General features: G+C 72.6%; 10 protein-coding genes. 1 reads left to right on the top strand and 9 read right to left on the bottom strand.

Annotation, left to right across the window (positions count from 1 at the left end; genetic code table 11):
- Positions 1–273: 273 nt before the first annotated feature.
- The 8 genes from ACSLIC_RS23570 to ACSLIC_RS23535 form a co-directional block, all read right to left on the bottom strand.
- Positions 274–3,996 carry a ThuA domain-containing protein gene (locus tag ACSLIC_RS23570; RefSeq protein WP_436739700.1) on the bottom strand — a complete coding sequence of 1,241 codons (3,723 nt, stop codon included), beginning with the start codon at positions 3,994–3,996 and terminating at the stop codon, positions 274–276.
- A 243-nt stretch (positions 3,997–4,239) separates the two neighbouring features.
- A complete protein-coding gene (locus ACSLIC_RS23565; RefSeq protein WP_436739699.1) occupies positions 4,240–5,244 on the bottom strand; it encodes a sugar phosphate isomerase/epimerase family protein in 1,005 nt (334 codons plus the stop codon).
- A 1-nt stretch (position 5,245) separates the two neighbouring features.
- On the bottom strand, positions 5,246–6,475 hold the full coding sequence (locus tag ACSLIC_RS23560; protein WP_436739698.1) for a Gfo/Idh/MocA family protein: 1,230 nt from the start codon (positions 6,473–6,475) through the stop codon (positions 5,246–5,248).
- A 106-nt stretch (positions 6,476–6,581) separates the two neighbouring features.
- Entirely contained in the window at positions 6,582–7,628 is a 1,047-nt protein-coding gene (locus ACSLIC_RS23555; RefSeq protein ID WP_436739697.1) for a substrate-binding domain-containing protein, read from the bottom strand.
- A gap of 63 nt (positions 7,629–7,691) precedes the next feature.
- Complete coding sequence (locus ACSLIC_RS23550) at positions 7,692–8,738, bottom strand: ABC transporter permease (RefSeq protein ID WP_436739696.1); 1,047 nt, start codon at positions 8,736–8,738, stop codon at positions 7,692–7,694.
- Positions 8,735–10,258: a sugar ABC transporter ATP-binding protein gene (locus ACSLIC_RS23545; protein ID WP_436739695.1), complete on the bottom strand. Its 1,524-nt coding sequence runs from the start codon at positions 10,256–10,258 to the stop codon at positions 8,735–8,737. The genes ACSLIC_RS23550 and ACSLIC_RS23545 overlap by 4 nt, the downstream gene beginning before the upstream one ends.
- A gap of 376 nt (positions 10,259–10,634) precedes the next feature.
- Complete coding sequence (locus ACSLIC_RS23540; RefSeq protein WP_436739694.1) at positions 10,635–11,816, bottom strand: ROK family protein; 1,182 nt, start codon at positions 11,814–11,816, stop codon at positions 10,635–10,637.
- 273 nt (positions 11,817–12,089) lie between these two features.
- Positions 12,090–13,040: a beta-ketoacyl-ACP synthase III gene (locus ACSLIC_RS23535; protein ID WP_436739693.1), complete on the bottom strand. Its 951-nt coding sequence runs from the start codon at positions 13,038–13,040 to the stop codon at positions 12,090–12,092.
- 511 nt (positions 13,041–13,551) lie between these two features.
- Here ACSLIC_RS23535 and fdhD point away from each other — a divergent pair.
- Complete coding sequence (gene fdhD / locus ACSLIC_RS23530) at positions 13,552–14,394, top strand: formate dehydrogenase accessory sulfurtransferase FdhD (protein ID WP_436739692.1); 843 nt, start codon at positions 13,552–13,554, stop codon at positions 14,392–14,394.
- A gap of 16 nt (positions 14,395–14,410) precedes the next feature.
- On the opposite strand, the gene ACSLIC_RS23525 is transcribed toward fdhD, so the two are convergent.
- The gene (locus tag ACSLIC_RS23525) at positions 14,411–15,424 is read right to left on the bottom strand and encodes a bile acid:sodium symporter family protein (RefSeq protein WP_436739691.1); all 1,014 of its coding nucleotides are present in this window, start codon (positions 15,422–15,424) and stop codon (positions 14,411–14,413) included.
- Between the last annotated feature and the right edge of the window lie 65 nt (positions 15,425–15,489).

The raw sequence follows: 15,489 nt of genomic DNA, 5'->3' as shown, positions 1-15,489 counted from the left end.
GCGAACAGCAGTGATCCGATGGGTCGGTGCGTGCGAGGCCGGGACACGGCGGTCGTCCGCCGCCGGGCGGGCCGGGGCCTTCACGAGGCCCGGAGGGGGGTGAGTATCCGGAACGGGAAGCGGAACCGGAAGGAGGGCCGGGGCCCTGTGGTGGGACCTGGGCCCCGGTCGGGGGACGGGCGGCGGTGGCCGCCCGTCCCCCGGGCCGAGTGGGCGGGTGCCGGAAGGGGTGGGACGGCGGGCGGAGGTCCGGCGTCCGCCGCCCGCCGTCGCTCAGTCGCCCTGGGCGGGCAGTTCCTTCAGCCGGATGTCCCGGAAGGACACCTGGTCGTCGTCCCCGTGGTTCTGGAGGCCGATGTACCCGTCGGTCAGGGAGCGGGCCGGGTCCTCGTTGGTGAAGTCGTTGATCTCGACCCCGTTGAGGAAGACCTGGAGGCGTTCGCCCTGGACCTTGATCTCGTAGCTGTTCCACTCCCCCGGCGGCTTGAGGGCCTTGTCGCGGGCCTCGATGTCGGCGGACTGGAAGGTGTAGACGGCGCCGGTGGTGCGGTCGGGTTCGTCGGTGGCGTCGATCTGCACCTCGTAGCCGTTGTCCACGGCCGACCAGGGGTCGTCGGAGGCGGGGAAGCCCACGAAGACCCCGGAGTTGTCGTCACCCTCCATCTTCCAGTCGAGCTTGAGGGAGTAGGAGGACAGCTCCTGGGCCTCGTACCAGAGCAGGCCCATGCCGCCGGTGGTGGTCAGTTCGCCGCCCGCGACGGTGAACTCGCCCGGTCCGGCCTGCTTCCAGCCGTCGAGGCTCTTGCCGTCGAAGATCGGCTCGTAGCCGTCCTCCTCGCCGCCGTCCTTCGGGGAGCAGTCGGCGTCGGCCAGGCCGGTGGCGTACTTCAGGCCGCCGGCCAGGTGGGTGCGGAAGTCGGCCTCGGCGAAGGACTCGGTGGTGTGGCCGCCGCCGGTGTAGAAGGAGCGGCCTCCCTCGTAGGTCTGGCACCAGGCGATGGGGTGGTCGCCGTCCATGGTGCCGCCCTCGTAGCTGGACTCGTCCAGGGTGGCGAGGACGCGGGCCTGCTCACGGGGGTTGGTTCCGTAGTTGTACCACTCGTCGGTGCGCTCCCAGGTCTGGCCGAGGTGCGCGGTGGCGGGGTGGTCGTGGTCCTCGACCTCGACGGTGGCTTCCTGGATGTGCGGGTGGGAGTCGAAGTAGGCGCCGACCAGGCCGCCGTAGAACTCCCACGCGTACTCGGTGTCGGCGGCCGCGTGGACGCCGACGTAGCCGCCGCCGTTCGCTACGTACTCCTCGAACGCCTTCTGCTGGTCGCCGTCGAGGACGTCGCCGGTGGTGGAGAGGAAGGTGACGGCGTCGTACCCGGCGAGCTTCTCCGGAGTGAACTGGCCGGGGTCCTCGGTGGCGTCGACCTCGATGCCGTTCTCCGCGCCGATCTCCTTCATGGCCTCGATGCCGGCCGGGATGGAGTCGTGGCGGAAGCCGGCGGTCTTGGAGAAGACCAGGAGCTTCTTGTCGGCGCCGACCGGGGCGGCTCCGTCGATGACGAAGTCGTCCACGTCGTAGAGGGCACCGTCGCCCTCGCCCTTGAAGACGAGGAAGAGTTCGGTGGTGTCCGGGCCGACGTCGGTCAGCTCGGCTTCGACGTCCTCGAAGGTCTCCCAGCCGCCGGTGACCGGGACGGTCGCGGTGCCGTGCAGGGTGCCGGTGGGCGATCCGCTGCGGACCTCCAGGGTGCCGCCGCTGCCGCCGGAGGAGATGCGGGCGGTGAACTTGTCGGCGCCCGAGAGGTTGTACGGCTTGAAGGAGATCCAGTCGCCGTCGTGGATGTCACCGACGGTCTTGCCCCCGTGGGCGGTGGACTTGTTCTGCGGGGCCACGCCCTCGAAGCCGCCGTAGTGCTCGGCCTGGCGGTGGCGGGGCTGGAGCTGGATCTGGTCGGAGCCGGTCAGCGCGGGCTGGCCCTCCGCCCCGGTGTCGGTGTACGAGGCGTCGACGACGCCGAAGATGTTGGCGTTGGGGTCGTGCTCGCCGTCGGCGGGGACGTTGAGGGTGCCCTCGCAGCCTTCTGCCGAGGTGATGGGGTGGCCGTGGTTGTCGTGGCCGAGGATGTAGCGGACGGTGACCTTGGAGCAGTCGATCTCCTCGTCCTCGGGGTCGGTCACCTCCACCTTGAAGGAGACCGTGTCACCGAACTCGAAGAGCGTGCCGTCCTTCGGCTGCTGGAGGGTGACGGTCGGCGCGGTGTTGCCGACGGTGACCTGGACCGAGGCGGTGCCCTTGAGGCCGGCCGGGTCGGAGGCGGTCAGCGTCACCGAGTGGACGCCGTTCTCCTCGAAGGTGTGGGTGGGGTTCTCCTCGTCGCTGGTGGCTCCGTCCCCGAAGTCCCAGCTGTAGGTGAGCGGGTCGCCGTCGGCGTCCGTGGTCCCCTCGGAGGAGAAGGCGACCTCCAGCGGGCCCTGGCCCGAGGTCTTGTCGGCCTTGGCGACGGCGACCGGGGCGTAACCGTCGGTGGCGTTCTCGATACGGTAGACGGCCGAGTTGGCGTCGCCGCCGAAGTAGCCGGTGCCGTAGTCGAGGACGTACAGGGCGCCGTCCGGGCCGAACTCCATGTCCATGACCTGGGTGCCGGACCACGGGAAGTCGTTGATGGCCTCGACGGTGCCGTCCTCGCCCTGCTCGATCCGCTTGATCCACTGGCGGCCGAACTCTCCGGCGAAGAAGTCCCCGTCGAACTCCTCGGGGAACTTCACCGGCGAGTCGAGAGAGGCGTCGTAGCGGTAGACCGGGCCGCCCATCGGCGACTCGGAGCCGTTGCCGAACTCCGGGACGCTGTCGCCGTCGTACGGAATCCAGGCGGCCTGGGCCGGCGGCAGGTCGGTGAGGCCGGTGTTGTGCCGCGAGGTGTTCTTCGGCGCGGCGCAGTCGAAGGGCTCGCCGGACGCCTTGGTCTCGAAGTCGTACGCGTTGAACGGCTCGTTGTCGCCGGTGCAGTACGGCCAGCCGAAGTTGCCGGCCTCGGTGACGCGGGCGAACTCGACCTGTCCGGCCGGGCCGCGGTCCGGGTCGGCGGAGCCGGCGTCGGGGCCGTAGTCGCCGACGTAGACGATGCCGGTGGCCTTGTCGACGCTCATCCGGAACGGGTTGCGGAAGCCCATCGCGTAGATCTCGGGACGGGTCTTCTCGGTGCCGGGGGCGAAGAGGTTGCCCTCGGGGACGTCGTACGAGCCGTCGTCCTTGACCTTGATGCGGAGGATCTTGCCGCGCAGGTCGTTGGTGTTGCCGGAGCTGCGGCGGGCGTCGAAGGCCGGGTTGCGGGTCTCCCGGTCGTCGATGGGGGTGTAGCCGTCGGAGGCGAACGGGTTGGTGTCGTCGCCGGTCGACAGGTACAGGTTGCCGTCCGCGTCGAAGGCGATGTCGCCGCCGACGTGGCAGCACAGGCCGCGCGAGGCGGGAACGTCCAGGATCTTCCGCTCACTGCCCTTGTCGAGCGTGCCGTCCTCGGAGAGGACGAACCGCGAGAGGCGGTTGACGCCGTCGAAGGGCTCGAAGTCGGCGGCGGTGCCGTTCTCGGGGGCGTCGCCGGACGGGGTGTCGAGCTGGGGGGCGTAGTACAGGTAGATGAAGCGGTTCTCCTCGAAGCCGGGGTCGATCCCGACTCCCTGGAGCCCCTCCTCGTCGTGGCTGTACACGTCGAGGGTGCCGGCGACCTTGGTGGTGCCGCCCGCGTCGGTGAGGCGCAGGTCGCCCTCGCGGGCGGTGTGCAGGACGCCGCCGTCGGGCAGGACGGCCATGGTCATCGGCTCGCCGGTCTCCTCCACGCCCTTGGCGAGGGTGACCTGCTGGAAGGTGGGGGCGGCCGCCGGGCCGTTCACCGCGTCCGGGTCGGCGGCGCTCGCGGGGAGCGCGGCCAGGCCCAGTGAGGCGCTGGTGAGGAGGGCGCCGGTGAGAAGCGCCACCGCCTGGCGGAGTCTTGGACGTTTCCTGTGCACGGAGTTCCTCCGGGAAGACGTCGTGCGGGTGGGGGTGCTGCCGGGGTGCGCCGTCACCCCGGGGAGCCGTACTGGTCTCGCTCTGGACCGTAGCGACCTTTGTTCCCGCCCGAAACCCCTTGCACAGCAGGGAAGTTGGACTTCTGCCCGGCGCAGGACAAAGGGGTGTGCGGGCAGCCCTGACCGGCCCGCCGGCAGCGCCGCCGGGCCGGTCGGGTGGCCGCCGCCGTCAGCCGGTGCCGGTCAGCCGCGGCCGCCGAAAGCCGCGTCGAAGGACGCCCTCGGCGGGTCCCAGTCGAGTTTGCGCAGGGTGGCCAGCGCCTCGGGGGCGCCGGTCAGCCGGTCCATCCCGGCGTCCTCCCACTCCACCGAGACCGGCCCTTCGTAGCCGATCGAGCGGAGCATCCGGAAGACGTCCTCCCAGGGCACGTCGCCGTGGCCGGCCGAGACGAAGTCCCAGCCGCGCCGCGGGTCGCCCCACGGCAGGTGGGAGCCGAGCCTCCCGTTGCGCCCGTCGAGGCGTTTACGGGCCTCCTTGCAGTCCACGTGGTAGATCCGGTCACGGAAGTCCCACAGGAACCCGACCGGGTCGAGGTCCTGCCAGACGAAGTGGCTCGGGTCGAAGTTGAGCCCGAAGGCGGGCCGGTGCCCGACCGCCTCCAGGGCCCGGCGCGTGGTCCAGTAGTCGTACGCGATCTCGCCCGGGTGGACCTCGTGGGCGAACCGGACGCCCTCGGCGTCGAAGACGTCGAGGATCGGGTTCCAGCGGTCGGCGAAGTCCTGGTAGCCGCGGTCGATCATGGCGTCGGGGACCGGCGGGAACATCGCCACCAGGTGCCAGATGGCCGAGCCGGTGAAGCCGATGACGGTGTCGACGCCGAAGGCGGCGGCGGCCCGCGCGGTGTCCTTGATCTCGGCGGCGGCCCGCTGCCGGACCCCTTCGGGCTCACCGTCGCCCCAGACGCGGGCGGGCAGGATGTTCCGGTGCCGCTCGTCGATGATGGCGTCGCAGACCGCCTGGCCTACCAGGTGGTAGGAGATGGCCCGGCACTTCAGCCCGTACGTGTCGAGCAGCTGGTGGCGCCCGGCGACGTAAGCAGGGTCGGCCAGCGCCTTGTCGACCTCGAAGTGGTCGCCCCAGCAGGCCAGTTCCAGTCCGTCGTAGCCGAATTCGCGGGCCAGGCGGCAGACCTCCTCCAGGGGGAGGTCCGCCCACTGCCCGGTGAAGAGGGTGAATTCGCGCGGCATGTCAGGACGCCTCCAGGTCCGGTACGGGGGTGTAGACGGCGTTCTCGGCGGCACTCTCCTCGACGGCGGCCAGCACCCGCTGGACACGGAGCCCGTCGGCGAACGAGGGGGCGGGGCTGGTGCCCGCCGCGACCGCGTGCACCAGGTCGCGGGCCTGGTGCACGAAGGTGTGGTCGTAGCCGAGGCCGTGGCCGGGCGGCCACCAGCCCTCCAGGTACGGGTGTTCCGGCTCGGTCACCAGGATGCGGCGGAAGCCGCTGGTGGCGGCGGGCTCGGTCTGGTCGTGGAAGGAGAGTTCGTTGAGCCGCTCCAGGTCGAAGGCGAGCGAGCCGAGTTCGCCGTTCAGCTCGACCTGGAGGGAGTTCTTGCGGCCGGTGGCGTACCGGGTCGCCTCGAAGGTACCGAGCGCCCCCGAGGTGAACCGGGCGGTGAAGACCGCCGCGTCGTCCACCGTGACGGGCCCGCTCCGGGCGGCGTCCGCGCCGCCCGGAGCGGAGGAGGCGCCGAGCAGCGGCCGCTCCTTGACGAAGGTCTCGGTGAGCGCCGAGACCCCGGCGACCGCCTCGCCGGTGAGGTACTGCGCGAGGTCGACGGCGTGCGCGCCGAGGTCGCCGAGCGCGCCGGAGCCCGCGCGCTCCTTGCGCAGCCGCCAGGTCAGCGGGGAGGCCGGGTCGACCAGCCAGTCCTGGAGGTAGCGGACCCGCACGTGGCGCAGCCTGCCGATACGCCCCTCGGCCACCAGCGAACGGGCGTACGCGGCGGCCGGCACGCGCCGGTAGTTGAAGCCGACCATGGCGACCTGGCCGCGCTCGGCGGCCCGGTCGGCCGCGGCCACCATCGCCTCGGCCTCCTCGACGGTGTTGGCGAGCGGCTTCTCGCACAGCACGTGCTTGCCCGCCTCCAGGGCGGCGACGGCGATCTGGGCGTGACTGTCACCCGGGGTGCAGATGTCGACCAGCTGGACGTCCTCGCGGGCGATCAGAGCCCGCCAGTCGGTCTCGGCCGCGTCCCAGCCGAGCTTGGCCGCGGCCGTGCGCACCGCCTCGGGGTCGCGTCCGCAGACCGCGGCCAGATGCGGCTGGAGCGGCAGGTCGAAGACGCGTCCGGCGGTCCGCCAGCCCTGGGAGTGGGCCGCGCCCATGAACGCGTAGCCGACCATGCCCACACCGAGGCGCGGGGTCCCGGGCGGGGCCGGGCGGCCTGCGGCCGCCTCCTGCTCCGTCTGTCGCATGCAGTCTTCCTCCTCCTGGGAAAGGGGCGGCCCCGGCCCCCGTGGCGCGCGCCACGGGGGCCTTCGTGCGGGCTGGGGGCCGTCCTGGGTACGCGGTGCTCGCGGCCTACTTGAAGCCGGTCGGCAGGTATTCCTTGACGTTGTCCTTGGTGACGACCGCCGAGTAGAGCGTCAGCGAGGTGGGGATCTCGTGCTCGGCCAGGCCGCTGACGCCCTTGCCCTGGCCCAGCGCACGGGCCAGGTCGATGGCGGAGGCCGCCATGGTCGGCGGGTAGAGCACGGTGGCCTTCAGGACGCTGTCGTCGGCCCGGATGGCCTCCATCGCGGAGAGCGCCCCGGCGCCGCCGACCATCACGAAGTCGTCGCGTCCGGCTTGGTCGATGGCGCGCAGCGCGCCGACGCCCTGGTCGTCGTCGTGGTTCCACATGGCGTCGAAGTTCTTCTGCGCCTGGAGGATCTGGGCCATCTTGGCCTGCCCGGTCTCCACGGTGAACTCGGCCTGCTGGCGGGCGACCTTCTTGATGCCCGGGTAGTTCTTCAGGGCGTCGTCGAAGCCCTGGGTGCGCTGCCGGGTCAGCTCCAGGTTGTCCGGCCCGGAGAGTTCGACGACCTTGGCGTTCTTCTTGTCCTTGAGGAGTTCGCCGATGTAGTGCCCGGCGTTGAGCCCCATGCCGTAATTGTCGCCGCCGACCCAGCATCGGTACGCCTGCGGGTCGGCGAAGACCCGGTCGAGGTTGACGACGGGTATCCCGGCGCGCATCGCCTTCAGCCCGGCCTGGGTCATCGCCTTGCCGTCGGCGGGCAGGATGACCAGGACGTCGACCTTCTTGTTGATCAGCGTGTCGATCTGACCGATCTGGGCGGCGGTGTCGTTGGAGCCCTCGGTGATGTCGAGGGTGACGTCGGAGTACTTCTTGGCGCGTTCACGGGCGTTGACGTTGATGGCGTTGAGCCAGCCGTGGTCGGCCTGGGGGCCGGCGAAGCCGATGGTGACCTTCCTTCCGGGCGTGTCGTCGGCGGCGGCCGCCTGGTCGCCGGTGGAGCCGGCGGCCGACTCCTTCGGCTCGTTGCTGGTGCAGGCGGTGAGGAAGGCGCCGGCGCCCAGGGCGGCGGTGCCGAGGAGCAGTCCTCTGCGGCTGGGGATCTCTGGCATGGTGGGGCCCTTCCGGGATGCGGCTCGTGGGGCGGTGCTCGGCGGGGGCAGGCGCGGAGCGCGCTACGTGGTGTGCCGGGCGGAGCGGCGCTGGACCAGCACGGCGACGACGATGATGGCGCCCTTGGCGATCTGCTGGACGTCGCTCTGGAGGTTGTTGAGCGCGAAGATGTTGGTGATCGTGGTGAAGATCAGGACGCCGAGGACGGAGCCGACGATGGTGCCGCGTCCGCCGGTGAGCAGGGTGCCGCCGATGATCACGGCGGCGATGGCGTCGAGTTCGTAGAGGTTGCCGTTGGTGTTCTGGCCGGAGCCGGAGAGGACCACCAGCAGGAAGGCGGCGATCCCGCAGCACAGGCCGGAGAGCAGGTAGAGGTAGAGGCGCTGGCGGCGGACGTCGATCCCGGCGAGCCGGGCGGCCTCGGCGTTGCCGCCGACGGCGACGGTGCGCCGGCCGAAGGTGGTGCGGTTGAGGAGGAGCCAGCCGACGAGGGTGACCGCGGCGAAGGCCATGACCAGCGGCGGGACGCCCAGGACGTAGGAGCTGCGGGAGCCGAGTTCCAGCACCGGATCGACGGTGACGATCTGGGTGTTGCCGTCGGTGATCAGCAGGGCGAGTCCGCGCGCCGAGACCATCATGGCGAGCGTCGCGATGAACGGCACCATCTGGCCGTACGCGATGAGCACGCCGTTGACCAGGCCGCACCCGAGGCCGACCAGGACGGCGGTGAAGAGGATGCCGGCGAAGCCGAAGTCCTGGGTGGCGACGGTGGTCGCCCAGACCGAGGAGAGGGCGACGATGGCCCCCACCGAGAGGTCGATGCCGCCGGACATGATCACGAAGGTCATGCCGACGGTGACCACGCCGATCACCGAGGACTGGACCAGCACCAGCTGGAGGTTGGTGGTGGCGAGGAACTCGTCGGGGCGGGTGATGCCGCCGACCAGGATCAGGGCGGCGAGCACCCCGAGCAGCGCGAGGGTGCGCAGGTCCGGGCGGAAGAACCGCGTTCCGGCCGGGGCGGCGGGGCCGGGGTCGTCCTTGCCGAGTTCGCGCGGCGGGCCGGCACCGGGCCCGCCCAGCTGATCCGAGGGGGCAGGCTGCGTCATGTCGTCGGGGTCCCTTCCATCACCAGATCCAGTACGCGGTGTTCGTCGAGTTCCGTCGCGGGCGCCTCGTGGACCACCCGCCCCTCGCGGAGCACCAGGACGCGGTCGGCGAGGCCCAGCACTTCGGGGACCTCGCTGGAGACGAGGAGGACGGCGAGGCCGTCGTCGGCGAGCCGGCGGATCACCGCGTACAGCTCGGCGCGAGCGCCCACGTCGACGCCTCGGGTCGGTTCGTCCAGCAGCAGCACCCGGCAGCCGCGCAGCAGCCAGCGGGCGAGGACCGCTTTCTGCTGGTTGCCGCCGGAGAGGGTGCGGACCGGGGTCTCGGGGTTGTCGGGGCGCAGCGACAGTTCGCGGGTGGCGGCGCGGGCCTCGGCGCGTTCGCGGCCCCGGTCGACCCACCCGGCCCGGGAGAAGCGGGAGAGGGCGGAGACGGAGACGTTGCGGGTGACCGACTCCAGCATCAGCAGGCCCTGCGCCTTGCGCTCCTCGGGGGCGAGTCCGAGGCCGGCGCGGACGGCGGCGCGGACGCTGCCGCCGCGCAGCCGGTCGCCGTCGACCGCGACCCGGCCGGTGGCGGGTCTCCGGGCGCCGTAGACGGTCTCCAGGATCTCGGAGCGGCCGGAGCCGACGAGTCCGGCGAGGCCGACGATCTCGCCGGGCCGCACCTGGAGGTCGAGCGGCTCGAACTCGCCGGGCCTGGAGAGGTTCTCGACCGTCAGCACCGGTGCGGTGTCCGCCGGGGCGGGCTGTGCGGGCCGGGGCGGGAAGACGTACTCGACGGTGCGGCCCGTCATGAGGGAGACGATGTCACGCGTGGGGGTGGCGTCCGCCGGCAGCGACCGGGCGACGGCGCGGCCGTCCTTGAGGACGGTGACCCGGTCGCCGATCCGGCGGATCTCCTCCAGCCGGTGGGAGATGTAGACGATGGCGACGCCCTCGGAGGTGAGCGAGGAGACGACTCGGAAGAGGTTGGCGACCTCGTCGGGGTCGAGGGCGGCCGAGGGCTCGTCCATGACGATGAGGCGGACGTCGTGGGAGAGGGCGCGGGCCATCGAGACGATCTGCTGGTGGGCGGCGGAGAGGTCGCCGACCAGGGTGGCGGCGTCGATCTCCGGGTGTCCCAGGCGCCGCAGCAGGGCGCCCGCGCGTGCACGGGCGACGGCGCCCCTGACGATGAACCCGGCGCTGGTCGGCTCGTGGCCGAGGTAGACGTTCTCGGCGACGCTCAGCCCCTCCACCAGGTCGAGTTCCTGGTAGATGGTGGCGATGCCCAGGCGCATCGCGGCGAGGGGCGACTTGAGGGTGACCGGCTCGCCCCGCCAGGTGATGGTGCCTTCGTCGGGCTGGTGGGCTCCGGCGAGCACCTTGATGAGTGTGGACTTCCCGGCGCCGTTCTGGCCGAGGAGGCAGTGGACCTCACCGGCGGCGACCTCCAGGTCCACCCCGTCGAGGGCGCGGACGCCCGGGAAGGACTTGGCGATGCCGGACATGGTGAGCAGGGGCGGTTCTGGTGCCATGGCGGTTCCCCTCGGCGGATGACGGCCGGTGTGCGGGCAGGGCGGACCGCGCGCCGACGGCGCGGTGGTGCGGTGCGTGGGCGGTGCGGAGCTGCTGCGGGTACGGGTGCTGACGGTGCCGGTGGTGCGGAACGGGTCAGGGGCGGGCGGCTGCGGTACGGGAGCTGCTTCGTACGGGGCGGGCGCGGGCACGGCGGTCCCGGGAGCCCGGAGGGGGCGCGGGTGGTGCGGTGGTTCCTGGGTACGGCTGCGGGTACGGCCCCGTTCCGGCGCGGCTCGGCCGGGGCGGGGTGCGCCTAGCGGTGGTGCGGCCTTGCGGGTGGTGCCGTGGTGCGTCCGTCCGGGGGGCCGGGCGGGGTGGTGCGCGCCGGACCGGTCAGGCCGGCGAGAACAGGTGGTCGCTGATGAGCCGGGCGCCGCCGATGACTCCGGCGGCGGGCCCCAACTCGCCCAGGACGATGGGCAGGTTGCCGGTCGCCAGCGGCAGCGACTGGCGGTAGACCTGGGTGCGGATGGCGGCGAGCAGGGTGTGGCCGAGGCCGGTCACTCCGCCGCCGATCACCACGAGCCCGGGGTTGAAGAAGGAGACGAGGCCGGCGATGACCTGGCCTGTGTGGCAGCCACCGCGCCGGATCAGTTCGAGGGCGGCGGTGTCGCCGCCGGAGGCGGCCGCGGCCACGTCGGCGGCGCTGAGCCGTCCGGCGGCCTCCAGGCGGGCGGCCAGTTCGGGCGACCGGCCCTCCCGCGCCACCTGTTCGGCGTCGCGGGCCAGCGCGGAGCCACTGAAGTGGGCTTCCAGGCACCCCTGGTTGCCGCAGGCGCAGGGCAGGCCGTCCGGCTCGACCTGGATGTGGCCGATGTCGCCGGCGCTGCCGGTGGTACCCCGGTAGACGGTGGAGCCGACCACGATGCCGCAGCCGATGCCGGTGCCGATCTTGACGCAGAGGAAGTCGCGGGCGGTGCGGGCGACTCCGGCGTGCTGCTCGCCCATGGCCATGAGGTTCACGTCGTTGTCGACCATGACCGGGCAGCCCAGCTCCTGGCTGAGTGCCTCACGGACCGGGAAGCCGTCCCAGCCGGGCATGATCGGCGGGGCGACCGGGATGCCCTCGGGGAAGCGGACCGGGCCCGGCACACCGATGCCGGCTCCGTCGAACCCCTCGGCGAGGCCGGACGCCTTGAGCTTCTCGGCCATGTCGAGGACCTGCTCGAAGACGGCGACCGGCCCCTCACGGACGTCCATCGGCTGGGTGATGTGGCCGAGCACCTCCAGCTCGGCGTTGGTGACGGCCACGTCGACCGAGGTGGCGCCGATGTCGACGCCGAGGAAGCGCAGACGGGGTGCGAGGCGGATGTTGTGCGAGCGGCGTCCGCCGCGCGAGGCGGCGAGGCCGTCGGCGACGACGAGGCCGGTCTCCAGCAACCGCTCGACCTCGACGGCGAGTTTGGAGCGGGAGAGGTCGACCTCCTCGCCGAGTTGGGCGCGGGAGTGGGCGCCACCGTCGCGGAGCAGCCGCAGCAGGCGCGCCTGGTGTGCGTTGGCGGGTCTTGCGGTCATGCGTCTCACGCGCCCCTCCCTCCCCCTGGCCTGACGGTGCGGGGAACCTCTGCGAGGGGTGGCGCCGTGGGCGCCCCTCGCCGAGGTCCGCCGGGCTCACCGCTCGCGCTTTCGAGGGGAACGTAGCAGTGCCCGCCGGGCGTGGGAAGAAGTTGAGCGGGAATTACCCCCGACTTTTTCCATTCTCAGGACAAAGCCGGGGGTCGCTCCTCCCGCCGCACCCGCCCCCGGGCACCCGGCGCTCAGGCCGTCCTCCCAGGTGGCGGACGGCGGTCACGGGCAGCGGACGACCTGGCCGGCGTAGGAGAGGTTGCCGCCGAAGCCGAAGAGCAGGACGGGGTCGCCGGTGCTGATCTCGCCTCGTTCGACGAGCTTGGAGAGGGCGAGCGGGATGGAGGCGGCCGAGGTGTTGCCGGACTCCACGACATCCTTGGCGATGACGGCGTTGACGGCGCCCAGCTTGGCGGCGACCGGTTCGATGATGCGCAGGTTGGCCTGGTGGAGGACGACGGCGGCCAGCTCCTCGGGGGCGGTCCCGGCGCGCTCGCAGACCTTGCGGGCGATCGGCGGCAGCGTGGTGGTCGCCCAGCGGTAGACGCTCTGGCCCTCCTGGGCGAAGCGGGGCGGGGTGCCCTCGATGCGGACGGCGTGGCCGAGGCCGGGGACCGAGCCCCACAGGACGGGGCCGATGCCCGCACCGCCGCGCTCCGCGCGGTCGGCGGTGACCACGGCGGCCCCCGCCCCGTCGCCGACCAGGACGCAGGTGCCCCGGTCGGTCCAGTCGGCGACCTGCGACATCTTGTCGGCGCCGACGACCACGGCGCGCTCGGCCGCACCGGCGCGCACCGCGTGGTCGGCGGTGGCCAGGGCGTGGGTGAATCCGGCGCAGACCACGTTGAGGTCGAGGGTGGCCGGGGAGACCATGCCGAGCCGGGCGGCGAGGCGGGCGGCGGTGTTCGGGGAGCGGTCGATGGCGGTGGAGGTGGCGACCACGACCAGGTCGACGGCGGCCGGGTCGATCCCCGCGGAGGCCAGGGCCTTGGCGGCGGCGTGCGCCGCCAGTTCGTCCACCGGCTCGTCGGGGCCCGCGATCCGCCGGGTGCGGATGCCCACCCGGCTGCGAATCCACGCGTCGCTGGTGTCGACCATCTCCTCCAGTTCCTCGTTGGTGAGTACCCGGGCGGGCTGGTAGTGGCCGACGGCGGCGATGCGGGTGCCGATCATGGAACGGGGTCCCCCTTGTGTCCGGATGGCGAACGGACCCTCCAGTCTGGTCAGCGACTCACGGGTAGCGGGGCAGGTGATGCCACAGGATTCGGGCACGACCCTTGGAGACATCGCTCACCCGCCGCGCCCCGCGTTCCCGCGTCGGGGTCAACCGGTGAACAGCTGTGCGGCCTTGGCCCTCCGCCGTCCAGGCCGCGGCGGAGCGGCACTCCGGCCGAGAGCCAGGCGCAGGCCGTCAGGGTGCGACGCGGGCGAGGGGGCGTCAGCGGGCGGTCATGGGCGGTGGCCTCCTTACGGGGGGGCACCGGCGCGGCGGAGGCCGGGCCGGCGCCTGCCGCCGGCGCCCCGGTCAGACCTGTCGCGGCCCCGGCCCGGTTCGTGGCGGTGTCCCCGGAGGAGAATGGCACTGTGGAGAGCGGGCGCCGCCCCCGCGCCCCGGCCGGGTGCTCGCGCGCTCTCCCCCGCAGGGCCCACCGGGCCGCCGTACGCACAGAACCAGGACCGTTCCATGGGCCGAGTCACCGAACGCCGCCGCGTCCTGCGCATCCGGGACGGTGCCGTCTCCGCGCGGGCGGACACCCTGGTGGCCGAGGAGCCCCTGGAGATCCGGCTGAACGGGAAGCCGCTGGCGGTCACCATGCGCACCCCGGGGGACGACTTCGCGCTCGCCGTCGGCTTCCTGGTCAGCGAGGGGGTGCTCGCCGACGCCTCGGAACTGGCCTCCGTCGTCTACTGCGCGGGCGCCACCGCCGACGGCTCCAACACCTACAACGTGGTGGACGTGCGGCTCACCGAGGGGGTCGCCCTGCCGGACATCTCCCTGGAGCGGAACGTCTACACCTCGTCCTCCTGCGGCCTGTGCGGCAAGGCCAGCCTGGACGCGGTCCGCACCAGGACCCGCCACCCGCTGACCGGCGAGGACCGGGTCCGCCTCTCCCCCGCCCAGCTTTCCGTGCTGCCCGACCGGCTGCGCGCGGCCCAGCAGGTCTTCGACCGCACCGGCGGCCTGCACGGGGCGGCGCTGTTCACCCCGGAAGGGGAACTGGTCGACCTCCGCGAGGACGTGGGGCGGCACAACGCCGTCGACAAGGTGGTGGGGCGCGCCCTCCAGCAGGGGCGGCTGCCGCTGGGCGACTCGGTGCTGCTGGTGTCGGGGCGCGCCTCGTTCGAGCTGGTGCAGAAGGCGGTGATGGCCGGCATCCCGATGCTGGCCGCGGTCTCCGCGCCCTCCTCCCTCGCGGTCGAACTGGCCCGGGAGAGCGGGATGACGCTGGTCGGGTTCCTGCGCGGGGCGTCGATGAACGTGTACGCGGGCGAGGAGCGGATCGCGCTGCCGGCCGACGCCGGCTGACCGGCGGCCCGGACGGTCAGGCCGCGCCGGGGCCCGCCACCACCGCCGGCTCCCCGGCCGCCTCCGGGTCTCGGGCACGGCGCCTGGCGATGACCGCGCAGACCATCAGCTGCATCTGGTGGAAGAGCATCAGCGGTAGCACCGCCAGCGAGGCGTGCGAGGCGAAGAGCACCGTGGCCATCGGCAGGCCCGCCGCGAGGGACTTCTTGGAGCCGGCGAACTGGATGGCGATCCGGTCCCCCCGGCCGAAGCCCATCCGTGCCGCCCCGTACCAGGTCAGCGAGAGCAGCACGGCGAGCAGCACCGCCTCGGCGGCGAGCAGCGCGAGCAGCCGCGGCCAGGTCACCTGCTGCCAGATCCCGGCGACCACGCCCTGGCTGAAGGCGGTGTGGACGACGAGCAGGATCGAGCCCCGGTCGACGTAGCCGACGATCCGCTTGTGCCGGGCGAGGAAGCCGCCGATCCACCGCCGCAGAAACTGCCCGGCGAGGAAGGGCGCGAGGAGCTGGAGGGCGATCTTCAGCACGGAGTCGGCCGAGAACCCGCCGCCGGAGGAGCCCAGTAGCACCGCCGCGAGCAGCGGGGTCAGCACCATCCCGGCGAGCGAGGAGAACGATCCGGCGCAGATGGCGGCCGGCACGTTGCCCTTGGCGATCGAGGTGAAGGCGATCGAGGACTGGATGGTGGAGGGCACCAGGCACAGGAAGAGGAACCCGCTGTACAGCGCCGGGGTGAGCAGCCACGGAACCAGCCCCCTGGCGGCCAGCCCGAACAGGGGGAAGACGACGAAGGTACAGGCCAGCACGGTGACGTGGAGCCGCCAGTGGCGCACTCCGTCCATCGCCTCGCGGGTGGAGAGCTTCGCGCCGTAGAGGAAGAAGAGCAGCCCGACCACGACGGTGGAGGCTCCGGAGGCGGCCTCGGCGGCCACCCCGCGGGTGGGGAGCAGCGTCGCGAGGAGGACCATCCCGAGCAGCGCCAGGATGTACGGGTCGACGGGCGGTCTCAGCCGCCGGCGCGGGCGTGTCACGGTGTTTCCCGGTCGGTACGGGCGCCGTCCGAGGGGTGCGGGCGGCACGAAAGGGCCGGTCACCG

It is taken from the genome of Streptomyces sp. BBFR102 (assembly GCF_051397025.1).
Classification (GTDB): domain Bacteria; phylum Actinomycetota; class Actinomycetes; order Streptomycetales; family Streptomycetaceae; genus Streptomyces.
Note: the sequence above shows the minus strand (reverse complement) of the source record. Positions and strands in the feature narration are given on the sequence as shown.